This is a genomic window from Rhodococcus sp. NyZ502 (assembly GCF_041464245.1).
GTDB lineage: Bacteria > Actinomycetota > Actinomycetes > Mycobacteriales > Mycobacteriaceae > Rhodococcus_F > Rhodococcus_F qingshengii.
The window spans coordinates 3,442,703-3,469,597 of sequence record NZ_CP167155.1 but is presented as its reverse complement, the minus strand read 5'-3'; the positions used below and the strand labels follow the sequence as shown (position 1 = coordinate 3,469,597).

The 26,895-nt window shown below is 62.8% G+C and carries 1 protein-coding gene; it reads left to right on the top strand.

The window, feature by feature from the left end:
- Nucleotides 1–42: 42 nt before the first annotated feature.
- Nucleotides 43–26,835, top strand: coding sequence for a non-ribosomal peptide synthase/polyketide synthase (locus ACBG85_RS15945; protein WP_372023982.1), 26,793 nt, complete (start codon nucleotides 43–45; stop codon nucleotides 26,833–26,835).
- Nucleotides 26,836–26,895: the final 60 nt, after the last annotated feature.

Genomic DNA, 26,895 nt, shown 5'->3' with positions numbered 1-26,895 from the left:
TACGCACTCGGCGGCCGCGGAGATCATGCGGGGCGGGGCGCTGTGAAACCCTTCGAGGTAAGTCGGACCGACCCTTCTGATGAGACGCTCTTTCCGCTCTCGGCCGCCCAACGGGCAACCTGGTTCGCTCAGCAATTCGATCCCGAAGTCCCGATTCTGATAGCGCACTACGTGGAGCTGCGCGGCGAACTCGACGTCGAACTGCTGGATCGCGAAACGCGAGCGGTGGCATACGAGTTTCAATCTCCTTTGCTCAAAGTGATCGAGATCGACGGTCAACCGATGCAGTACGTGGATGAGAAGGCCGAAATCTCGGTCGGTTTGGTCGACCTCCGTGGGTCCCCCGATCCGATCGAGGATGCCCTCGGGTGGATGCGCCGAGATTGCCGGACACAGCTCGACCTGGCAGTCGACGGAATCGTCGCGACCGCTGTGCTGCGCGTGGGTGACGCGCACTATCTGTGGTACAGCCGCATCCATCATGTTGCGCTCGACGGTTTCGGTGCCATGACCATGATGAACCGCATTGCGCATCGGTACTCGGCCTCGGCGGCGAGAAAGGACTCGCAGCCGAGTCGTGCCGCGACGCTGCGCACGCTGTACGACATCGACGAGCGGTACAGAATGTCGGATCGATTCGCCGCCGACCGGGAGTACTGGGCTGAGCGCAATACCACCCTCGCCGGATCCAGCCTGGCGGAGGCTTCTGGGCCCGCGCAAACCGAGAGCCGACTCGAAAGCACACTGATGTCGGACCGAAGTTGTGCCCTTCTCTACGAATCCGAGAACCACGCTGCACCGGTCATCGCTGCGCTCGCGTTGTACCTCGCGCGGATGACGGCGAAAGAGACTGTCCAGATTCATGTTCCGATGTCCGGACGGACTACGGCGGTGCTGCGGGATTCGGGCGGCATGATGGTGAACGTCACGCCACTGCTCATCCGTGTCGCAGCGGTCGACACCGTCGGTGAACTCTTCGCCCAGGTCCAACATGAGCTCATGGGTGCATTGCGGCACCAGCGCTGCAGCCTCGACGACATCCGTCGGGACGCAGGCGTGACGAGCGGTCTGGAAGGCGAAGACTCATATGCCGGGCCCATGGTCAACGTCATGCTGTTTCGCCAGGAGGTGCAGTTGGGCGAGGTGGTTGGGGAGTATCACATCGTCACCTCCGGGCCGGTGGACGACCTTCTGGTCAACGTGTATCCGAGCGGCGACAGGCTGCGTGTCGACTTCCGGGCAAACCCGATCCGATACGAGGAGGCGGGTTTACGCGAGCACCACCGGAATTTTGTCGGCTTGCTGGAAGAGTTGATCGCGTCTGATTCCGGTGCCGAACTCGCAGACATTCACAGCCCGACGGCCCGGGAGGGCGAGCGACGACGACGCGAAGTCCGGCACCTCGAGTATTGGAGACATGAGCTCACCGGGGCGCCCGAACTATTGCAACTTCCGTTCGATCGGCCCAGGCCTGCAACGCAATCGCTGGAGAACGGACGGGTTGAGGTCCTGATCGCCACCGACACCCACGCGCGGATCACGGCGATGGCGAGTGATCTCGGGACGGACACTCGTGCGGTCTTACATGCAAGCTTTGCTCTCCTGGTGAGCCGGTTGTCCGGTGCTTCGGATGTTGTGATCGGTACGCCGACGGGATCCGACGCGAACATCGTTGCCATCCGGAGTCGCATCGATCTGGAGACGCCGTTCACGGCACTCTTGGGCAGTGTCGTCGAGGTCCGAAGTAATGCGCTGCCGCACAGTGGGATACGGCTCGAGCAGTTGGTTCAGCCATTGCACGTGGAGGATGTACCCGCCTATGCGCCGGTTGTACAGGTGATGTTCGAGTCCGTCGCCGGCGCTGACGAGCGCCCTCGCGACATCGGCCGCTTCGATCTCGGAGTGTCTGCAGTCGAACTGTTCGACGAGGTGGGTACGCCGTCCGGAATCTCGGTGAGGCTCGCGTTTGCCACCGATCTATTCGACGCCGAGACGGTACGCGGCCTCGGTTTGCGGTTCGCCTGCGTCCTGGAATCCGTCACAGCGGATCCGGCAATCATGGTCGGCGACATCGATATCTTGTCCGACGACGAGCGATCCGCGATACGGCCTGTCCGCGGTGACCCGCGCGCTTCGCATCGCACCCTGGCCGATTTGTTCGACGGTGCGGCGCGCACACACCCCGACGGCGTGGCCCTGTCGTATCTCGATGACGAGTTGACGTATCGAGAACTCGACGAGCGTTCGTCGAAGTTGGCCCGAGAATTGATCGACCGCGGCATCGGTCCGGAAAACATTGTGGCGCTGGGTATGACGCGTTCGATCGAATCGGTTGTCGCGATGTTGGCCGTGAGCAAAGCCGGCGCGGCATTCGTGCCGGTGGATCCGACCTATCCGAATGAACGTGTTCGCTTCATGCTGACCGATTCCGGCGCCGTACTGGGACTCACGGTCGTCGCGGAACTTCATCGCTTGCCGGATTCGGTTCCCTGGTCAGCGATCGACGACGCTGAGTTCCGTGGCCGACTTGCACGGTTGTCCGTGCGTTCCATCTCCGATGTCGATCGGGTGCGCCCGATCCGGCCCGACAATCCCGCATACGTGATCTACACGTCCGGGTCCACCGGACTCCCCAAGGGGGTGACGGTCTCGCATCGTGGACTGGAAGCGCTTGCTGCCGAACAGCGTTCGCGGTTCGGTGCGACCCAGGATGCGCGAACGTTGCACTTCTCGACCCCGAGTTTCGACGCCTCGATTTTCGAGTACCTGCTGGCTTTCGGTGCCGGAGCGACCATGGTGATTGCGCCGAGCACGATCTACGGCGGTGACGAGTTGTCTCACTTCCTCGAATCCCAGCGTGTCACGCATGGTTTTGTCACTACTGCGGCGCTCGGAACAGTTTCGCCCGAGGGCCTTTCGGACTTCGGCGAAGTGGTGGTCGGTGGTGAGGCCTGTCCGCCGGATCTCGTGCAGCGGTGGGCTCCCGGCCGACGGCTGTGCAATGCGTACGGGCCGACCGAGACCACCGTCATGTCGAACATCGGCGAGCCGATGGTGTCGTCGGAGGACATCACAGTGGGCGGTCCGCTCCGCGGCTTCGAGGAGATCGTGCTCGATCAGCGATTGCACCCCGTCCCCGACGGTGTTGTGGGCGAGCTGTACATCTCGGGAGACGCGCTCGCACGTGGATATCACCGGAAGTATGCGTTGACCGCAGAACGATTCGTGGCAGACCCCTTCGGCCTCCCCGGGCAGCGGATGTATCGAACGGGGGATTTGGTGCGGTGGCGCCGTGGCCGTGGACTCGAGTACGTCGGTCGTAGTGACTTCCAGGTGAAAGTTCGCGGATTTCGTATCGAACTCGGGGAAATCGACAGCGTCGTGCGGTCGTGTCCGCAGGTCGAGAATGCAGTCACCGTGGCGCGTGCGGCTCCCTCCGGGACAGCGACGATCACCACGTACGTCGTGCCTGCCGGCGGAAGTGCGCTCTCGACGGCCGAGCTGACGCGGTACGTCGCGAGCCGTGTTCCGTCGTACATGGTTCCTGCGGCATTTGTTCTACTCGACGAGTTGCCGGTAACTCCGGCGGGAAAGGTCGATCGCGCTGCCTTACCTGCACCTCGGCTCGATGCTCGGTCGGACGACTTTCGACCGCCCGAGGGCGCTGAGGAACTAGTGCTCGCCGAGATTTTTGCCGATGTTCTAGGCGTCGAGACGGTGGGTGCGGGTGACGACTTCTTCGATCTGGGCGGGAACTCACTGATTGCCACGAAGCTGATCGCTCGCGTAAATGCCGCTGAAGAAATCGATTTCGGGGTGCGGACTTTGTTCGAAGCACCGACTATCGAATCATTGGCCCGTCACGTGCGGGATGCGAAGTCATCCCGCGTTGATCGCACGCGTTCGAAGCGTCCAATCCTGCAGGCACATTCGTACAGGGACAAGATTCCGGTGTCTGTGGCACAACGACGCCTGTGGTTCGTCAATCAGTTCGACACGTCGTCCCCGGCCTACAACATTCCGATGGTGGTCCGACTGTCAGGTGCCTTGGATGTCGCTGCGATGCAGCGCGCGGTGGGAGATGTTGTCGATCGGCATGAATCGCTCCGTACCGTCTACCCGGCGTCGGTCGACGGCCCCCATCAGGTAGTAGTGCCTTCGGAACGCGTGACGTCGAAGATCGCGTGGGAAGTATCCGTGGACGAGGAAGCCTTGGACAGGCGCATCGCCGATCTCGCTCGCGAGGGGTTCGACGTGAGCGCGAACGTGCCCCTGCGCGGCTCCCTTTTTCGGGTCACGCCGGACGATCATGTCCTTGCGCTGGTGGTTCACCATATTTCGGCGGACGGAGCATCCCTCGAGCCGCTGGCCCGCGACCTGACCCGCGCCTACGCGGCGCGGGCTGCGAAACGGGCACCGGACTGGTCGCCTTTGCCTGTGCAGTACGCCGACTACAGCCAATGGCAGATCGAACTGCTCGGCAGTGACGACGATCCGGACACGCTCGAGGCGAAGCAGTTGGACTACTGGACGTCCACCCTGGCCGGTCTACCTGACGTGATCGACCTTCCGCTGGATCGACCGAGACCGGCGGAACGATCCATGCGCGGTGAATCGGTCCGATTCTCGGTGCCCGCAGACGTGCACAGTGAACTCCTCGAACTCGCTCGGAATCACAACACGACACCGTTCATGGTGATGCACGCAGTGCTGGCGGTTCTGTTGGCACGGCTGAGCGCCTCGCCGGACATAGCGATCGGGACTCCGGTAGGAGGGCGCGCCGAGCAAGTCCTCGACGATCTGGTCGGGATGTTCGTCAACACGGTCGTCCTGCGAATCACCGTTGACACCGCCGCGACTTTCGAGGAGATCCTTTCACGAACTCGCGAAGTCGATCTGGCAGCGTTCGGACAAGCCGAGGTGCCGTTCGAGCGAGTCGTCGATGCAGTTGCGCCGGAGCGTTCGTCATCTCGCTCACCGCTCTTCCAGGTTCTGTTGGAATTCCAGAACACCGCAGATCCCCACCTCGAACTACCCGGACTGGGTGTCGATGTTGTTCCAGTCGACGTCGGTGTCGCCAAATTCGACTTGCAACTGTCGCTCTCCGAGCAGCGTGGCAAAGACGGCCTCCCCATGGGTTTCGATGCCGCCTTCACCTATGCCTCCGATATCTTCGAGCGCACCACAGTCGCCGAGTTCGGCGAGCGTTTCGTCCGCCTCCTCCGGTCGGTCGTGTCGGATCCAACAGTGCCAGTAGGGGATACGGAAATTTCGGGCGTGCCCGAGCGTGGGTTGGTGGTGGGTGGTTGGGATGGTGTGGGGGTTGTGGTGGGGGGTTTGACGTTGGTGGATGTGTTGGATGGGCGGTTTGCTGGTGTGGGTGGTGGGGGGTTGGTGTGTGGTGGGGTGGTGTTGTCGTGGGGTGAGTTCGATGTTCGGGTGAATCGTTTTGCGCGGTTGTTGATTTCGTTGGGGGTGGGTCCGGAGTCGCGGGTGTGTGTGGCGTTGTCGCGGTCGGTGGAGTTGTTGGTGGCGGTGTTTGCGGTGGTGCGGGCTGGTGGGGTGTTTGTTCCGGTGGATGTGGGTGCGCCGGTGGAGCGGGTGGGGTTTGTGGTGGGTGTGGTGGATCCGGTGGTGGTGTTGTCGCGGGTTGGTGATGGTGGGTGTTTGCCGGTGGGGGTGGGGTTTGTTGATGTGGGTTGTGTTGATGTTTCGGGTTTTTCGGGTGGTCCGGTGGGGGTGGGGGATCGGTTGGGGGTGTTGTTGCCTGAGCATGCGGTGTATGTGATGTTCACGTCGGGGTCGACGGGTCGTCCGAAGGGGGTGGTGGTGTCGCATGCGGGGGTGGTGAATCGGTTGTTGTGGATGCAGGGGGAGTTTCCGTTGGGTGTGGGGGATGTGGTGTTGCAGAAGACGCCGGTGTCGTTCGATGTGTCGGTGTGGGAGTTGTTTTGGCCGTTGATGGTGGGTGCGCGGTTGGTGGTGGCGGATCCGGGTGGGCATCGTGATCCGGTGTATTTGGTGGGTGTGATCGAGCGGTGGGGGGTGTCGGTGGTGCATTTTGTGCCGTCGATGTTGGAGGTGTTCGTGGGGGAGTTGAGCGTGGGGGAGTTGGGGGTGGGGTGTTCGGGTTTGCGTCGGGTGTTTGTGTCGGGTGAGGGGTTGTCGTCGGTGTTGGCGGGGCGGTTTGCGGGGGTGTGTGGTGCGGAGTTGGTGAATTTGTACGGGCCGACGGAGGCGTCGGTGGATGTGACGTTTCATCGGGTGGAGGGTGTTGTGGGGGTGGGTGTTCCGATTGGTCGGCCGGTGTGGAATACGCGGGTGTTGGTGTTGGATTCGCGGTTGCGGCCGGTTCCGGTGGGTGTGGTGGGGGAGTTGTATGTGGGTGGGGTGCAGGTGGCTCGGGGGTATGAGGGTCGTGTGGATTTGACGGTGGGTCGGTTTGTGGCGGATCCGGTGTCGGGGGTGGTGGGTGCTCGGGTGTATCGGACGGGTGATGTGGTGCGGTGGGGGTGTGGTGGGGTGTTGGAGTTTGTGGGGCGCACGGATTTTCAGGTGAAGGTGCGGGGGCAGCGGGTGGAGTTGGGTGAGGTGGAGGCGGTGTTGGCTGCTCAGGTGGGGGTGGCTGGTGCGGTGGTGGTGTTGCGGTCGGGTGTGGGTGGGGATTTTTTGGTGGGGTTTGTGGTGGGTGAGGTGGGGGTGGTGGTCGATGAGGTGGTGGTGTTGGAGGGGGTGCGGAGGTCTCTTCCGGGGTTCATGGTGCCGTCGGTGGTGGTGGTGTTGGGGGAGTTTCCGGTGACGGTGCATGGGAAGTTGGACCGTAAAGCCCTCCCGGACGTCAACTTCGAACCTCAACCGCTGCAGTATGTTGCGCCACGAACGCCGGTCGAGGAGACGGTTGCCGCAATCTTCGATGATCTGCTGGGAACGTCGACGGTGGGCGTGAACGACGACTTTTTTGCCCTGGGTGGGAACTCTCTCAGTGCGGCCAGGCTGGTTGCGCGAGTGAATTCTGTTCTCGGCGAACGGATCAACATTCGTGACGTCTTCGATGCTTCTACCGTTGCAGCGCTGGCCGAGTTGGCGCAGTGTCGCGGAGGAGAGGGGGCCAAGCCGGCGTTGAGGCCGCGGGGTACGACGACGGATATCCCACTTTCGCCGGCGCAGGAGCGAATGTGGTTTGCGAATCAGTTCGACCCCGAGTCCGCCGCCTACAACGTCGCGTGCGCGTTGAGGCTCGACGGCACAGTGAATCTGAGTGCACTTCACGCGGCATTTGTCGACGTCGTCGAGCGGCACGAGTCCTTGCGCACTGTTTTTCCTCTCACTGACGACGGCCCGCGTCAAGTGATCATGTCTACCTCACAGGTGGTATCGGATCTTGCACCGATACTTGTGCAGGGAGAGGAAGAGCTGCGCGAGCGTTGCCGGCAGATCGTTTCGGATGGTTTCGACGTCATGCAGCAGGTCGCGATGCGCGCCACCTTGTTGCGGCGAGACGACCAGGTCCACTCGCATGTCCTGGTGATCGTGATTCACCACATCGCCGCCGACGGATTCTCCACGGTACCGCTGGCCCGAGATCTCATGAGCGCATACACCTCCCGTGTGAACGGTGAGGCACCGCAGTGGGCGCCGCTCGGGATCCAGTATGCCGACTACGCGTTGTGGCAACGTGGTTGGTTGGGCTCGGAATCGGACTCTCGGTCTCTGATCTCGAAACAGCTCGGCTATTGGGCCGAGAATCTTGCGGGCGCACCGGAGGTTCTCGACATTCCGACCGATCGACCGCGTGTTGATGTGCGTTCGCTTCGACGCGGACGGATCAGGTTCGTGTTCGGTCCGAAGGTGCATGCCGGTGTGGTTGCCCTGTCGCGCAAACACAACGCCACGGTCTTCATGGTTGTGCACGCAGCCTTGGCAGTGCTGCTGGCGAGGCTCAGTGATGAGGACGACGTAGCCGTCGGAACTCCCATCGCCGGGCGTGGGGAGCGCGAACTCGACGACCTGGTGGGCATGTTCGTCAACACGTTGGTGTTGCGCACTGCAGTGGACCGCGGCGCAACTTTCGGAGACTTCCTCGACCAGGTCCGAAACGTAGATCTGAGCGCCTTCATTCACGCGGACGTGCCGTTCGAAAGAGTCGTCGAGATCGTGAATCCTTCACGTTCGACGGCGTACTCGCCCCTGTTTCAAGTCATGTTGGAGTTCCAAGACATCGAACGGCCTGCACTCGAACTCCCCGACCTGCAGGTGACCGACGTGGGCGTCGAGATCGACACCATCAACTTCGATCTTCAGTTGACGGTGACGCAGAACGCCGGCGCAGCCGGCGAATCGGACGGTCTTCGCGCCGAATTCGGATATGCCACAGATATTTTCGACGAGGAAACGGTAGCGGGCTTCGCCGACCGCCTGCAACGGATTCTCGAGCGCGTTATCACGGATCCGCAATCACGGATCGGAGATATCGAGATCCTCGACGCCTATGAGTCAGCCGAACTGGTACCCGTGCGAGGTGAGATTTCCGCCGCTGTTCAGACCCTTCCGGATTTGCTGACTGCAGCAACAGATATGGCGACTGCCCAGGATCCCGGCGCCGTTGCGCTGGTGTTCGAGGAACGTGAAGTGACCTATCTCGAACTCGACGCGCAGTCGAACCGATTGGCCCGCATGCTGATCGAATCCGGAGTGGGTCCCGAATCGGTGGTGGCGTTGTGTCTCCCACGCTCCATCGAGTCCGTTCTGGCGGTGTGGTCCATTGCCAAGACAGGTGCGGCATTCCTTCCCGTGGACCCGGGACATCCTGCTGCTCGTATCGAGCACATGCTGGGCGACTCCGGTGCAGGGTGGGGGATAACGTCTCGAGCTCACAACGCGGCATTGTCCGGCCTCGTGCCGTGGCTGGTCCTCGACGATGCCGGTTTCGAGGAACGGCTGCGGGCGTACTCGCCATCGAAAGTCACCGACGCGGATCGGAAGGCACCGATTCGCATCGACAATCCGGTCTATCTGATCTACACGTCGGGGTCGACAGGAACACCCAAGGGCGTGACGGTCACACATCGCGGGTTGAGCGACTTCGCGCTCCAGGAGCGTGAGACCTTCGCCGCCACGACCCGATCCAGAACTCTGCACTTCGCTTCGCCGAGTTTCGACGCGTCGGTTCTCGAGCTCGTGATGGCCGTTGGTGCTGGAGCCACGATGGTGATCGTGCCACCGACCGTCTACGGCGGGTCGGAACTGGCGGCGTTACTGGAGCGCGAGCGCGTCACCCATTGTTTTGTGACTCCGGCGGCCTTAACGTCCGTCGACCCAGACGGTCTCACCACTGTCGGTTGTGTCGTGACAGGTGGGGAAGCGTGTCCGCCGGAATTGGTGGCCCGCTGGGCTCCGGGCAGAAAGATGTTCAACGCCTACGGTCCTACCGAGGCAACTGTCGTGTCGAGCATCAGTGCGGCACTGGCTCCGAACGACCCGGTCACTATCGGCACACCTACTCGCGGATTCAGCGAGGTAGTGCTGGACTCGCGTCTGCGAGCGGTACCGGTAGGTGTCGCGGGGGAGTTGTATCTTGCCGGGCCGGCTCTCGCTCGCGGCTATCACCGGCGATACCCGTTGACCGCCACGCAGTTTGTCGCAGATCCCTTCGGTGCGCCGGGAACGCGGATCTATCGCACGGGCGATCGCGTGCGGTGGACGCCCGACCGACGGCTGGAGTATCTCGGGCGCACCGATGCCCAAGTCAAAGTCCGTGGGTTCCGCATCGAACTCGGGGAAGTCGAGGTGGCACTGCAGACGCACCCGCGCGTGGCCCAGGCGGTGACGGCCGTCTGGAACGGCGACGGCAGGGATCGGTTGATCGGCTACGTGGTTCCCGATCGCGGAGCGAGTGTCGATCCGCGAGACGTCCTCGCCCATGCAGGCAAGCGCCTGCCGTCGTACATGGTGCCGGCGGCGGTGGTGGTGCTCGACGCCGTTCCGCTGACGGTTCACGGAAAACTCGACCGCGCAGCGCTTCCCACACCCGATTTCTCGTCCGCCGCCACACCCGACCGGCCACCGCGAACGGAAACCGAGAATCTTCTTGCCGCTCTGTTCGCGCAGGTTCTCGGTCTCGACGCGGTAGGAGTGCATGATTCGTTCTTCGAGCTCGGTGGCGACAGCATCATGTCCATCCAATTGGTGGCCCGCGCTCGCGATGCGGGTGTGATTATCTCACCCCGAGATGTTTTCGACCACAAATCCGTCGCCGCGCTTGCCGAGTCGGCGCACCTTGAGCAGGACAGGCCTGATGTACTCGCGGAGCTACCGGGATCCGCTGTCGGAACTGTTCCACTGAGCCCGGTGGCGCAGTGGATGCTCGACCGCAGCAGTGGCGGGCTGCGTGGCGGCGGAGTGAAACGGTTCTCCCAGGCGCTCTTGCTGACAGCTCCCGCTGATCTCACCCAGGACCTCCTTGTCCGTGGTCTCCAGGTGTTGCTGGACCGCCACGGAATGCTTCGAGCTCGCTTGGTTGAGAGTGACCGGGTCATGGAAGTCTTACCACCCGGCTCGATCTCGGCCGAAGGACTGATCCACCGCGTAGCTGTCGATTCGGTGGACGACGAAGGATTCAGGGCCTTGGCGTCGGGAGAACTCGAGGCCGTGGCCGACAGCTTGGATCCCGCCACGGCTGACATGGTGCGCGTGATCTGGTTCGACCTGGCCGACAAACCTGACGTGTCGACCGGGCGGGGCCGACTACTTGTGGTGATTCATCACCTGGTTGTCGACGGCGTCTCGTGGCGCATTCTGGTCACCGACCTGGCGTCGGTGACAGCACAACTCCAGGCCGGTGTCACGCCCGAACTGCCACAGATCGGAACGTCGTTCCGGCGATGGGCGCATGGGCTTGTCGAGCACGTGGGCGACCGGAGCGTCGAACTGGACATATGGAAAACGATCCTGGACGGCGATGACCCGTTGATCGGTTCGCGCCCACTCGATCCCACGATCGACGTCGACGACACGGTCGACACCGTTACAGTGGACATCTCGCCTTCGGCGACCAGGAACCTTCTCACCACGGTTCCTGCGGCATTCCACGCCGGCGTGAACGACGGACTCGTCACCGCTGTTGCGTTGGCCTCGATCGAGTGGCGACGACGCCGCGGTATGGATACCGCTGCCGCCCTGATCACGCTCGAAGGACACGGGCGCGAGGAAGGAGCGGTTCCTGGTGCAGACCTCGCTCGCACCGTTGGTTGGTTCACCACGCTCTACCCGGTGCGCGTGGAACTTGGCGCAATCGACGTCGACGACGCACTGGCAGGTGGCGCCGACGCCGGGCGGGCTCTCAAAGCTGTCAAAGAGTACGTGCGTGCGATCCCCGATCATGGAATCGGATTCGGGATGTTGCGGTACCTGTCGGGCGAGAGCGACCCACTCGGCCGATTCCGTTTTCCTCAGATCAGTTTCAACTATCTGGGCCGGATCAGCTCCTCTGACGGAACACAGGACTGGCTGCCGGTGGAGGGCAATCGAAGGCTCGGCGGAACCCAGAACCCGTCCATGCCTGTGGCGTCCGTGATCGACATCAACGCGGCGGTTGAGGACCATGTCGACGGGCCCTGCCTGACAGCATCTTTCACCTTTCCCCGCGGAGTGCTCGACAGGTCTGACATCGCGGAGTTCGCGGAACTGTGGCGTCGTGCGCTCGACGGACTCACCGCGCACGCGTCGCGACCTGATGCGGGCGGTCTGACGCCGTCGGACATTCCCCTCGTCTCGGTCGACCAACAACAGATCGAACGCTGGGAGAACGACTTCCCCGGATTGCAAGATGTCTGGTCGGTGTCGCCCCTTCAGGCCGGGCTGATGTTCCATGCCTCACTGGCGGCCACGTCGACGGACGTCTACACAGCGCAGTTGTGCGTCGAGCTCGAAGGAGCGGTTGATTCCGAGCGTTTGCGCGGCGCTGCTGCCGGACTACTCGCAAACCACCCGAATCTGTGTGCAGCGTTTCTCTACGACGTGAACGGCCTACCGGTGCAGTTGATTGTCGACGATGCCGTGATTCCCTGGACCGAGGTCGACCTGAGTGATCGCGGATCGGCAACCGACGCAGATCTGGAGCGCCGCCTCGACGAGGACCGCAGTGCACCCTTCGACCTCGCATCGCCGCCACTGCTTCGGCTGACGCTGCTGCGAACCTCGCCGACGAGGTGCGTGTTGGTGGTGACGAACCATCACATCGTTCTCGACGGCTGGTCGATACCGTTGCTGGTTCGCGAACTGTTGATGCGATACGCGGCCGACGGTCTCCCGGTCGAGAGGGCCCCGGCCGATCTTCCCGAGACTCCCTCCTACCGCGCCTATCTGGAATGGTTGATGCACCGCGATATGGAGACCTCGCTCGCGGCGTGGGAGGACGCCTTGGAAGGCGTCGACGAGCCGACGTTGTTGGCGCCTTCGACGCCGATCGCGGAGCAGCTGGTGCCCGAAGAGGTTGCCGTCGATCTACCCGATTCGGTCCGCGACGGACTCGGTGCGCTGGTCCAACGGAGCGGGATCACGATGAACACGGTGATCCAGGCGGCGTGGGGTGTCCTACTGTCTCGGATGCTTTCCCGTGACGACGTAGTCTTCGGCGTCACGGTTTCGGGCCGCTCACCCGAGTTGTCTGGTGTGGAAAACATGATGGGGCTGCTGATCAACACGTTGCCTGTCCGAGTGCAACTGGATCCGGACGAGACGTGTACGCAGCTGCTCGCTCGACTGCAAAGCGAGCAGACAGCTCTGCTCGATCATCACTATGTCGGACTCGGCGCGATTCAATCTGTCGTAGGGACAGGCAATTTGTTCGACACACTGTCGGTCTTCGAGTCGTATCCGATCGATACCTCGGGGATGGGCGGGAACACCGACATTGCCGGTATGCGCGTCACCGCTGTGAATGCCCGCGACGCCACGCATTACCCGCTCACCGTGCTGTCGGTCGCGGAACCGACGCTGCAGGTCAGCCTGCGGTACCAGCCGGCGGCATTCGACCGCGCCGCGGTCGACACCATTGCACAGCGAATGTCGCGGATTCTTGCCGCCTTCGCAGCGAACGCGGATACACCGGTCGGTGAGGTCGACGTGTTTGTCGCCGGTGAGCGTGGGTTGGTGGTGGGTGGTTGGGATGGTGTGGGGGTTGTGGTGGGGGGTTTGACGTTGGTGGATGTGTTGGATGGGCGGTTTGCTGGTGTGGGTGGTGGGGGGTTGGTGTGTGGTGGGGTGGTGTTGTCGTGGGGTGAGTTCGATGTTCGGGTGAATCGTTTTGCGCGGTTGTTGATTTCGTTGGGGGTGGGTCCGGAGTCGCGGGTGTGTGTGGCGTTGTCGCGGTCGGTGGAGTTGTTGGTGGCGGTGTTTGCGGTGGTGCGGGCTGGTGGGGTGTTTGTTCCGGTGGATGTGGGTGCGCCGGTGGAGCGGGTGGGGTTTGTGGTGGGTGTGGTGGATCCGGTGGTGGTGTTGTCGCGGGTTGGTGATGGTGGGTGTTTGCCGGTGGGGGTGGGGTTTGTTGATGTGGGTTGTGTTGATGTTTCGGGTTTTTCGGGTGGTCCGGTGGGGGTGGGGGATCGGTTGGGGGTGTTGTTGCCTGAGCATGCGGTGTATGTGATGTTCACGTCGGGGTCGACGGGTCGTCCGAAGGGGGTGGTGGTGTCGCATGCGGGGGTGGTGAATCGGTTGTTGTGGATGCAGGGGGAGTTTCCGTTGGGTGTGGGGGATGTGGTGTTGCAGAAGACGCCGGTGTCGTTCGATGTGTCGGTGTGGGAGTTGTTTTGGCCGTTGATGGTGGGTGCGCGGTTGGTGGTGGCGGATCCGGGTGGGCATCGTGATCCGGTGTATTTGGTGGGTGTGATCGAGCGGTGGGGGGTGTCGGTGGTGCATTTTGTGCCGTCGATGTTGGAGGTGTTCGTGGGGGAGTTGAGCGTGGGGGAGTTGGGGGTGGGGTGTTCGGGTTTGCGTCGGGTGTTTGTGTCGGGTGAGGGGTTGTCGTCGGTGTTGGCGGGGCGGTTTGCGGGGGTGTGTGGTGCGGAGTTGGTGAATTTGTACGGGCCGACGGAGGCGTCGGTGGATGTGACGTTTCATCGGGTGGAGGGTGTTGTGGGGGTGGGTGTTCCGATTGGTCGGCCGGTGTGGAATACGCGGGTGTTGGTGTTGGATTCGCGGTTGCGGCCGGTTCCGGTGGGTGTGGTGGGGGAGTTGTATGTGGGTGGGGTGCAGGTGGCTCGGGGGTATGAGGGTCGTGTGGATTTGACGGTGGGTCGGTTTGTGGCGGATCCGGTGTCGGGGGTGGTGGGTGCTCGGGTGTATCGGACGGGTGATGTGGTGCGGTGGGGGTGTGGTGGGGTGTTGGAGTTTGTGGGGCGCACGGATTTTCAGGTGAAGGTGCGGGGGCAGCGGGTGGAGTTGGGTGAGGTGGAGGCGGTGTTGGCTGCTCAGGTGGGGGTGGCTGGTGCGGTGGTGGTGTTGCGGTCGGGTGTGGGTGGGGATTTTTTGGTGGGGTTTGTGGTGGGTGAGGTGGGGGTGGTGGTCGATGAGGTGGTGGTGTTGGAGGGGGTGCGGAGGTCTCTTCCGGGGTTCATGGTGCCGTCGGTGGTGGTGGTGTTGGGGGAGTTTCCGGTGACGGTGCATGGGAAGTTGGACCGTAAAGCCCTCCCGGACACTGATTTTGCGAGCGCTGCGTTTCGGACTCCCGCCACTCCTGCCGAAATCGGAATCGCCCGTGCTGTTGCCGACGTTCTCGGTCTCGACCAGGTGGGTGCCGACGACAGTTTCTTCGAACTCGGCGGGGATTCCCTCAGCGCCACTCGAGTCATCGCCCGCATCAACGCCGCATTGCACACCAATATGGGGGTCAATGCACTGTTCGACGCCCCCGTGGTCGCGGACCTGGCGGCCTCGATAGATCCAATCGACTCCGCGCCGGGCGAGCCTGGACTCGAGGAAGCTACTCGTGTGCCCCTCACGAGTAGGGCACGGCCAGAACGTATTCCGCTGTCGTTCGCGCAATCGCGGATGTGGTTCGTCAACCAGTTCGACACGTCGTCTCCGCTCTACAACATCCCCGTCGCACTACAACTGGACGGGTTCCTGGATTCGGGTGCGCTCCAAGCCGCGCTGGGTGATGTGGTGGAACGGCACGAATCCCTTCGAACGATCTTTCCTGCGTCCGCAGACGGGCCCTACCAGGTGATCGCCGAACCCGCGGTCGCTGCTCCTCGAATCCACCCCGTGCCGATTCCCGGCGAGGGGCTTTTCACGGACTTGCGCGCGTTCTTCGACATCGGATTCGATGTGTCCGAAGAGTTCCCGCTGCACGTGAGGTTACTCCGAACCGGACCGGAGCAGCATGTACTCGCGATCGTTGTTCACCACATCGCCGCAGACGGCTTCTCGATGGCACCACTGGCACGCGACCTGATGAGTGCATATACCGCGCGCACGCAAGGTCGGAGCCCGGACTGGGTGCCGCTGCCGATTCAGTACGCCGACTACACCCTCTGGCAGCGTGAGATCGTCGACGCAGACGTTGGTCCGGAAACTTCGCCCTCGGCCGAATTCGATTATTGGACAGCGAAGCTGTCGGGTATTCCGGACGTCTTGCCGCTCCCTCTCGATAGACCACGAACCTCGAAACGGTCTGCCGAGGGCGCGGTGGTTTCGATGGACTTCTCGCCCGAGATCCATCGAGCTTTGAACGAACTCGCACACCAGAACGGTTCGTCTCTGTTCATGGTGATGCATGCGGCTCTGGCGGTATTGCTGGCACGGCTCACTACAGCGGACGACGTAGTGATCGGGACTCCGGTCGCAGGTCGCGGTGCATCGGTGTTCGACGATGTGGTCGGGATGTTCGTCAACACGCTCGTCCTTCGCACACCTGTCTCATCCGGAGCAACCTTTGCCGAGGTGTTGGCCGCGGTGCGGTCAATGGATCTCGGTGCTCTGGACCATGCAGACATCCCCTTCGAGAGGTTGGTGGATTACCTCTCGCCCGACCGTTCCACCGAGCATTCACCTCTGTTTCAGGTACTCCTCGAATTCCAGACCGATACGGGACTGCGCTTCGACTTGCCGGAACTGACGGTTCGCTCGCTCGACGTCGATCTCGCGGTTGCGAAATTCGATCTGCAACTGAGTGTGATGGAGCACGTCGACGAGCACGGTGAGCCCGCTGGTATCAGCGCCGGTTTCCGTTATGCAACAGATATTTTCGATCGAATGTCGGTGGCGCGCATCGCGGCGCGCTTCGAAAGAGTGATCGGCGCCGTGACCGAGAACCAGTCGGTGGTCGTCGGTGATATCGACATGATTCTGGCCGGCGAACTCAGCGGGTTGCTGGTTGCGCCCACGCCCTCTGGCGCCGGAACAGACGAGGATTCGTTGTCGGATCTCTTCGATCGCACGGCGCGGACGTCCGGTGCTGCCGTGGCGGTGCGCTGCGGCGGATTGTCGGTTACGTACCGCGAACTCGACGAGCGAGCAAACCGCCTTGCTCGACTGTTGGTGGCGCAGGGGGTGGGGCCGGAAACCTTGGTGGCAGTCGCGATGGCCCGCTCGATCGACCTGATGGTGGCATTGCTGGCGGTGGTGAAGGCGGGTGGCGGATACGTACCGGTGGACTCGACTTCTCCGGTAAACCGGGTGGACTTCGTGCTGCGTGACGCCCGGCCGAAGTGTGTGTTGACCACCCGGGCCGACGGCGACTACATACGAGACAGTGACGCAATCGCAGACAGCGAGATTCCAGTGATTGCGGTAGACGACCCGGTGATTCTCGATGCACTGCACAGGTTTTCTCCGCTTGCGGTGACCGACCGAGATCGGCTGCTACCGCTCCGACCCGAATCGGTGGCCTACGTGATCTACACCTCCGGGTCCACCGGGCGCCCGAAGGGGGTGCAGGTTTCTCACCGCAGCGTAGTGACGTTGCTGGCAAACACCAGAGCGCTCTTCGGCTTCGGCAGCGGCGATGTGTGGACGATGTTCCATTCGGAGGCATTCGACTTCTCGGTCTGGGAAATGTGGGGCGCACTCGCACACGGTGGCCGACTGGTACTGGTCGACTACTTCACGGCCCGTTCACCAGAGGCATTCCTCGAATTGCTACGGCACGAACGTGTCACGGTGCTCAATCAAACTCCCACCGCCTTCTATCAATTGGCGGAAGCCGACCGGCTTACCGGGGGTGCGGCCCTGTCATTGCGCTACGTGATCTTCGGCGGAGAAGCGCTCGACTTCGGACAGTTGACGCGCTGGTACGCCCGCCGCGGGACTTCGTCACCAGATCTGGTCAACATGTACGGCATCACGGAGACCACTGTGCACGTCAGCCATTTACCGCTCGATCGTGTGCTGGTGCGTCAACGATCGGCCTCGGTGATTGGTCGGGCGTTACCCGGATTGCGTGTGTATGTGTTGGATCAGCGGTTGCACCCGGTGCCGCCCGGTGTGGTGGGTGAACTGTATGTCTCCGGTGATCAGGTTTCACGCGGATACCTCGGCCGGTTCGGTCTGACGTCCGCGCGGTTCATTCCCGACCTCGCGGTCAGTGGTGCGCGTATGTATCGATCCGGTGACCTGGGGCGCTGGAACGACAGCGGGCAGCTGGAGTACCTCGGACGAAACGATCTGCAGGTGCAGGTGAAGGGGTACCGAATCGAACTCGGCGAGGTGGAGGCTGCACTGCTCTCCGGAGTGGGCGTGTCTCAGTCGGCGGTGGTAGCCCGCAGAGACCGGTTGGTGGGCTACGTGGTGCCGGAGTCCGGTGCCACTATCTCTCCGGCGGCGTTGCTCGAGTATGTCTCACAGAGGTTGGCGCCCCACATGGTCCCCGCTGTCGTGACGGTTCTCGAGGGTTTGCCGCTGACGGTGAACGGAAAGCTCGACCGGAATGCATTGCCTGAACCTGACTTCGGGCGACAGGCAACCGTAAGTCGTGGCCCCGCGTCCGCGACGGAAAACATCCTTGCGAGTCTGTTCGCCGAAGTTCTGGGACTCGAGGAGGTGGGGGTCGACGATTCGTTCTTCACTCTAGGCGGTGACTCGATCATGTCCATCCAGTTGGTGACGCGCGCCAGGTCTGCCGGAGTTCTGATCACACCGCGCGAGGTGTTCGAACGCAAAACTGTTGCGGCGCTGTCCGAGACGGCCGGAACGGCTGGCAACCGTGTCGTCGTCGACGAATTGCCTGGCGGCGGCGTCGGTGAGATCGAATTGACGCCGATCGTCGAATGGATGCTTGACCGTGGTGGAGATTTTCGCCGGTACTCCCAATCTGTTCTGCTCTCGGTTCCTGCCACGCTCGACGAGGTCACGCTGACACTGGCCATGCAGGCTGTGCTGGACCACCACGACATCCTCCGCGCAGGCATCCGGGCGACGCATCATCCTGAATCCGCTCGGCGGATGGACGTTGCGCCTGTAGGTACGGTGCGGGCGGAGACCGTCGTACGCCACGGGAGCCTCGGGGGTTCTGCCGCGGAGACGGTCTCGACAGAACTCGACGCAGCTCTGGGGCGGCTCGACCCGGAGGCAGGTGTGATGGTGCAGGCAGTCCTGCTCGACACCGACGGACAGATTCAAAAGGACCGGCAGAGCCGGAAACAGTTGCTAATCGTGGCGCACCACCTCGTGACGGACGGCGTTTCCTGGCGAATCCTGATCCCCGATCTTGCACTTGCCTGTGCGCAGGTGCAGTCAGGCGTCGACCCGTCACTTGCTCCGGTCGGAACCTCGATGCGTCGATGGGCACATGGCCTCGTCGACGCCGCGCGCGAGCCGGATCGGGTCGCTGAAATCGACTATTGGCGAGAGGTGCTCGAGGGCCCGGATCCGACTCTGGGTGTGCGCGCCCTGACGAAGAGGGACACCGCCTCGGCCACCATTGACATCGAAGTACGAGTTCCCACGGGATTGACCGAGGCCGTGTCGACGACAGTTCCGCAGGCGATTCATGGGAGCGTCGAGAACGGATTGTTGACGGCTTTGGCACTTGCGATGGTCCGCTGGCGCATGGACCGCGGCATCGACAATCCGGAGACATTGATCAGTCTCGAGGGGCACGGACGCGAGGAACAGGTGGTTCCCGGGGCAGATCTTGCTCGCACGGTGGGATGGTTCACGACGATCTTCCCGGTGCGGATCGATCTGAGCGGAGTGGATCCGGGTGACGCCTTCGCCGGCGGCCCGGCTGCCGGCGTCGCTGCCAAGACTGTCAAGGAACAACTCCGGGCGGTGCCGGACCGCGGCATCGGCTTCGGGTTGCTGCGCTATCTGAACCGCGAAACGGCACACACTCTTTCGCAACTTCCGGTGCCTCAGATCAGCTTCAACTACCTCGGACGCGTCGGTGGATCCGACGCCGACGCTTCAGCGGGATGGGTACCGATCCGTGACGAGGACCTGCGGACGGTTGCGGCCGTCGATCTCCCACTCGCCAGCGTCCTCGAGGTCAACGTGATGACGGTCGACAGCGATACCGAGGACGGTCCGCAGCTCGTTGCCGGCTGGACGTTCCCACCGGACATTCTGGGTGCGGACGACGTTCGGCAACTGGGGCAGTGGTGGCTCGACGCACTGGCCGGACTCGCAGAGTTCGCGGCGGGCGGCGGCGGATTCACACCCTCGGACTTCGATCTGGTCGATCTTCGACAGGAGGCGATCGACGACCTCGAAAGTCGGTGTCCCGACCTGAGCGATGTCTGGCCACTCTCTCCACTGCAAGCGGGGTTGTTGTTCCACGCCGAATTGGCCGAACGATCGGTCGACGCATACCTCGTACAAGTGGCTCTCGATCTAGCCGGCGCAGTCGATTCGGAGCGCCTGCGCCGCGCCGCCGACGCGCTGCTCGGCCGGCATGAGAACCTGCGTACCGCCTTCCTTCACAGCGCCGACGGCCGTGCCGTCCAGGTGGTCCGAAGCAACGTGGCAGCGCCGTGGCAGGAAATCGACCTCACGGGTGCACCAGATCAGGAAATTGATCGAGCGCTGGCCGAGGACCGAGCGCGCCCGTTCGACATGGCACGGGCGCCGTTGATCCGATTCACCCTGATCGCTCTCGCCCCCGAAAAGTTCACGCTCGTGCTCACCAATCATCACATCCTTCTGGACGGCTGGTCCATGCCCCTGCTGATCCGGGAATTGGCGACGCTCTATGCCGCCGACGGTCAAGTGGCGGCCTTGCCTCACGCGCGCGCGTATCGCGACTATCTGACCTGGATGAGCCGCCGCGATCAGCAAGCTTCCCGAGCTGTGTGGGCGAGGACGCTGAGCGGAGTCGAAGGACCGACGCTGTTGGCTCCAGCGGTTCGATCGCGTCGACTCTCCACCATGGCGGCCGAGTGGGTGTTCGATCTGGACGAGGAATTCACAACCTCACTTCGCGGAATGGCGCGTGAACTCGGGCTGACGATCAACACGATTGTTCAGGCATCGTGGGGGATCGTCCTTGCTGCACTGACCGGGAGAGACGATGTGGTGTTCGGAGCGACGGTGTCGGGTCGACCTCCCGAGCTGACCGGGATCGAAACCATGGTCGGGCTGTTCATCAACACAATTCCGGTCCGAATCACGCTGCGCCCGAGTGAAAGTATCGGCACACTCCTCGCGCGGATCCAGGCCGAGCAAGCAGAGCTGTCGGATCACCACTGTCTCGGGCTTTCCGAGATCCACGTAGGCGCGGGGCCGGAGATCGGATTCGACACGTTGACTGTCTTCGAATCGTATCCCGTTGACCGTCAGGGGCTTTCGTCCGATACCGATATTGCGGGGGTCCGGATCACCGATGTCGAAGCCAAGGACGCTGCCCACTACCCGCTCAGCCTCGTAGCATCGGTCGACACCAGGCTCCGCCTGAAATTCGAGTACATACCCGAGGTTTTCGGTGCCGCCGACATCGAAGAGATCGCCGGACGACTGCGGCGCGTACTCGAAGCGTGTACCCAGCCGGATCGTCCCTTGGCTGTGGTGTCGGTGCTCGCAGCCTCCGAACATGCTGAATTGGTGCCAGTCCGTGGCACGGCCGGCGGGTCGTCGCGCGTCTTCCCGGAGATCTTCGACGAGGCAGCCCAGCGTGATCCGAACGCACCGGCCGTGGAATCGGCGGACGGCAGCATGACCTACGGCGAGCTGGACATCCTTTCCAATCGCATTGCTCGCATGCTCGTCTCGCACGGCCTGGGAACCGAGGACTATGTAGCGGTCGGTGTCCCACGTTCTCTCGCGTCCGTGGTGTCGATACTTGCCGTCGCCAAGACAGGCGCTGCGTTCGTGCCGATCGATCCCGACTATCCGGACGAGCGGATCAATCACATGCTGATCGATTCGAAGGTCAGCTTCGGATTGACCACCACCGCGGGCCGAGATCGATTGCCCGATATCGCGGAGTGGCTGATTATCGACGATCCGCATTTCACGAAGAAGTGCGAGGGATTCTCGGGGAGCCCGTTGACCGACAACGACCGACTCCGTCCGATCGGGTTGGATTCAGCTGCCTACGTGGTCTACACCTCGGGGTCGACCGGCGTGCCCAAGGGCGTCGTGGTCACGCAGCGAGGGCTCGACAACTTCGCCCGAGACCAGCTCGAACGCTACGGCGCAACTCCACAATCACGCACGCTGCACTTCTCCACTCCGAGTTTCGACGGGTCGCTCTTCGAATATCTGCAGGCTTTCGGAGCCGGGGCGACGATGGTTATCGCTCCACCCGGGATCTACGGGGGCGAGGACCTGGCGCAACTTCTGGCAGAGCACGCCGTCACGCACGCGTTCGTCACCACAGCGGCATTGGCATCGGTGGACCCGGCTGGGCTGGAACAACTTTCGGAAGTCGTATTCGGGGGCGAGGCGTGCCCGCCCGACCTCGTCGCTCGCTGGGCACCTGGCCGCCGCCTGTACAACGCGTACGGACCGACCGAAGCAACGATCATGTCCAACGTCAGCCCGCCGATGACCGCCGGAGAACCAATCACCATCGGTGGACCCGTCAGGGGCGTCAGCGAACTGGTGCTCGACACTCGACTTCAAGCGGTTCCCGTCGGGGTCCCCGGCGAGCTGTACCTGGCCGGACCAGGCGTGGCACGGGGATATCACCGAAGGGCGGGGTTGACGGCAGAACGCTTTGTTGCCAACCCGGCTGACCCAGGAACGCGGATGTACCGCACCGGCGACATCGTGCGATGGACGGCGGACATGTGTGTCGAGTACGTCGGGCGAAGCGACTTCCAGGTCAAGGTTCGAGGCTTCCGTGTCGAACTCGGTGAGATCGACAGTGTGCTCATGTCGGAGCCCAACGTCGGTTTTGCCGTTACGGTTGCCGATTCCGGCCCCACCGGAGACACCCGACTCGTGTCGTACGTCGTGCCCACGGCGGGTCGACTGGACACCAGGATTCTGATTCGCGCCGTGGCCCGGCGCTTGCCTTCGCACATGGTGCCTGCCGTTCTCACGGTGCTGGAGAACATTCCGTTGACCGCTGTCGGAAAAGTCGACCGTTCGGCGTTGCCAAAACCCGAAATCGAGACGACCACAGGGGATTTCCGTCCCCCGGTCGGCCCGGTCGAACAGGCAGTGTCGGACGTGTTCGGCGAGGTGCTCGGCCTCGAACGAGTCGGTACCGACATCAGTTTCTTCGAGCTCGGTGGAAATTCTCTGAGCGCCACTTCGGTCGCGGCGAGGCTACGGGCGGTGCTCGGAGCTACCGTGGGCGTGCGGGATCTGTTCGAGACGCCGACGGTCGCCGAGTTGGCTACGGTGATCGGCCAGTCGGTTGCCGAAGGGTCGGAGCGACTGGGACCGCGCCCCCGACCCGACAGCATCCCCTTGTCGTTTGCTCAGCAGCGGATGTGGTTCGTCAATCAACTCGACACCAGTTCTCCTGCATACAACATTCCGCTCGTGGTGCGGTTGAGCGGTGAACTCGACAAACCGGCCTTGAGATCGGCGATGTCCGATGTCATCGCCCGCCACGAATCGCTGCGAACGATGTTCCCGGTCCACGGTGACGGACCGGTCCAGCACATCCTGCCCACCGAGAGCGCCGAGCTGCCGCAACTGACCGAGACATCGGTGACCGACGAACATCATCTCCGTGACGAGCTTGCCCGGATGGTCTCGGCCGGTTTCGACGTCGCCGCACGAATTCCCCTGCGGGCAGCGTTGTTCACCATCGATGAGCGCGAACACGTGCTTGCCGTAGTGGTGCACCACATCTCGGCTGACGGCTTCTCGATGTCTCCGTTGACCCGAGACGTGATGATTGCATACGAGGCCCACGCGTACGGCGGGGATCCCCAGTGGACGCCGCTTCCAGTCCAGTACGCCGACTTTGCGCTCTGGCAACGGGAGATTCTGGGCTCAGTCGACGACCCCGGGTCGGTGATCAGTGAGCAGTTGGCTTACTGGCGACGTGCATTGTCAGGTGCTCCCGACCTCTTGGAACTTCCGCTCGATCGAGACCGGCCGACGCAACAGAGTTTTCACGGCTCGCGGATTCACTTCTCGATCAGCAGTGATCTTCACCGCCGTATTCTGAACGTGTCGCGGCAGCACGAGTCCACTGCATTCATGACTGTGCATGCAGCGCTCGCGCTCTTGCTGGCACGTTTGGGCAGCACCGACGACATCGTGATCGGCACGCCGATCGCCGGCCGGGGAGATCGTGCCCTCGATGATCTGGTCGGCATGTTCGTCGGCACGCTCGCACTGCGCACACAGGTGGATCCGGCTCGATCGTTCCGCGAGTTGGTTGAGCATTGCCGCGAAGTCGACCTCGCCGCGTTCGCTTATTCCGACGTGCCCTTCGAGCGGGTAGTGGACGCGGTCGGGCCGAAACGGTCGAGCGCTTATGCACCGATTTCCTCGGTGTCGCTGGAATTCCAGAACAACAAACGACCGATTCTGAAGCTACCGGGACTGGATGTCCGCGGGATCGACCCTGAACTCGAGGTAGTGAAGGTAGACCTGGAATTCCTTCTGGCCGAGGAGTACGACGATCGCGGTGAACCGGGAGGGATGAGCGGAGCCGTCGACTTTGCCACTGATCTCTTCGACCCCGGTACGGTCGGCGGTTTTGCCGACATGTTCGTTCGTGTGCTCGAGGCCGTGACCCGGAATCCGCAGGTACCGATCGGTGACATCGACCTACTCGGCGATCTCGAACGTCGCGAGTTGACGCCGGCGCATGGGCTCCCCGAAGTACCTCCGAAATTGTGGCCTGAGTTGTTGGCGGACGCCGTGGCGATCGATCCTGACTCGGTGGCCCTGTCGCTCGAGAACCGGCAGCTCAGTTATCGCGACCTGGACGAGTGGTCGAATCGTGTTGCCCGGGAGTTGTGCGGTCGCGGTGTGGGCCCGGAGACCTTCGTGGCACTGGGAATGCCTCGCTCGATCGAATCGGTGGTGGCGATCTGGTCGGTGACCAAAGCCGGAGCGGCTTTTGTGCCTGTCGATCCGGCCTATCCGCGCGAGCGCGTCGAATACATGCTCGCCGATTGCCGAGCCTCGCTCGGTTTGACTGTTCAGACCAGCCGAACTCACCTACCCGACGTTGTTCCCTGGCTGGAACTCGACGACCCACACTTCGCCCGGCGGGTAGCCGCGCTGTCGCCGGAACCGATCACCGATGACGATCGAACCGGTGAACTGAACCTCGATCATCCGGCCTACCTGATCTACACCTCGGGATCTACCGGGAAACCCAAGGGAGTGAACATTACTCATCGAGGTTTGGCGAGCTTCACGGCCGAAACTCGTGAGAGGTTCGAGGTCACTCACGACTCTCATGTCTCTCAGTTGGCATCGCCGAGTTTCGACGCTTCCATCTTCGAGTTGACGATGGCATTCAGCGCCTCGGCGCAAGTCGTGATCGTTCCGCCTGCTGTGTACGGTGGCGCCGAATTGGCCGATGTTTTCCGGCGCGAGCAGGTCACTCATGCCACCATTACACCGACCGCGCTGGCGGCGTTGGGTGACAACGGTTTCGAGGCGCTCCGTGTTCTCGATCTGGTGGGCGAGGCCTGCCCGCCGGAGGTCGTCGCGCAATGGGCGCCGGGTCGGAGGCTGCACAACGGCTACGGCCCGACTGAAACCACCGTGCAGGCGAGCGTCAGCGATTCGATGAAACCCGGTGCGGGAGTGAATATCGGCTCGCCGGCAGTGGGCTTCGGCTTCCTGGTGCTGGACGAGCGTTTGCAGCCCGTCCCGGTGGGCGTGCCGGGGGAGTTGTACATCATCGGTCCAGGTATGGCACGTGGGTACCATAATCGGGCGTCGCTCACGTCGGAACGATTTGTCGCGTGCTCGTACGGGTCGCCGGGGCGCCGGATGTACCGCACCGGAGATGTCGTGCGTTGGCGTGAATCCGGCGGTGACAGTGCCAAAATCGTTGGCTCCGGCGATGGGGTGCATCACACGCTCGAATACATCGGGCGCAGCGACTTCCAGGTCAAGGTCCGTGGTTTTCGGATCGAACTCGGGGAAATCGATGCAGTTCTCTCACGCCATCCGTCGGTGGACTTCGCCGCGACTGTCGGCCACACGGGACCGTCGGGTGAAACGGTCCTGGTGTCGTACGTGCGTGCGTCAGCTGCCGACGCCACCGGCACTGACGAGATACGGGCGTACGCAGCCGACCGACTACCCTCGCACATGGTTCCGTCGGCAGTGGTGCTTCTCGAGCGGATTCCGATGACACCGGTGGGCAAGCTCGACCGAAAGGCCTTACCGGAACCCGAATTCGGTTCGGCTGCAGCCGAGTTCCGCGAGCCGGTCACCGACACCGAGCGTGCCGTGGTCGACTCGTTCGTCGAGGTTCTGGGTGTCGACCGGGTGAGCACTACCGACAGCTTCTTCGACCTGGGCGGGTCCTCCCTGGTGGCCACCCGAATCGTCAGCGCACTGCACTCTCGTTTCCAACGGAGAATCCCGCTTCAGTGGATGTTCCTCGACCCGACACCCGCTGGAATCGCTCGACGCCTCGACATGCCGACAGCCGACGCCGGTATGGAAGAGCTTCTCGCCGTGGTTGTTCCACTGCGGACGGAAGGGACTGGGCGACCGCTGTTCTGTGTGCACCCCGGTATCGGCCTGTCCTGGGGGTATGCCGGCTTGGTGCGGTATCTGCCCGAGGACAGACCCGTGTACGGACTTCAGCTCCCCGCTCTCAGCGACGACGGTGACTATCAGTCGATCGAACAGTTAGCCCATCGCTACGTCGAAGAGGTGGAGGCCGTTTCGCCGGACGGGCCGTACGACTTACTCGGATGGTCCCTCGGCGGAGTCATCGCGCACGCCATGGCCGTCGAACTGCAATCGTCCGGCCGCGACGTCGCCACACTGGCGATGATGGACAGCTACCCCGACAACGGCGATGCCCCTGCGTCAGCCGAACTCGACGTCCGAGACCTACTGCGAGGACTCGGCCTCGAACCCCAGACCGACCGAGATCTGACCTTCGACGAGGCGGCGGCCGTGTTGGCCCGGAGGCTCGGGCCCGATACGGGAGTCGACGGTCGGGACCTCGAACGGATTGCCCGAGGGTACGAGACTTCACAGAGAATCACGCACCAGTTCGTTCCCCAGGTCTACGAAGGAGATCTGCTGATCTTCCTGGCATCCGGAGAAGACGACACGATTCCGCGCGACAGGTCGCCGCAGGAATGGAGCCCACTCGTGACGGGCCGGATCGTGGAGGTGCCCGTGCGCTGCGAACACAACGAGATGATCGAACCTCCGGCCATGGCGGTCATCGGACCGGAGCTCGCCCGGGTGCTCTCGATGTTTTCCGGCTACTCCGAACGGGCATGACAACTTCAAGCCACCAAGCCGCACGCCCGCGAAGCGAGCGCCACCGAGCTGTTGCCGGGC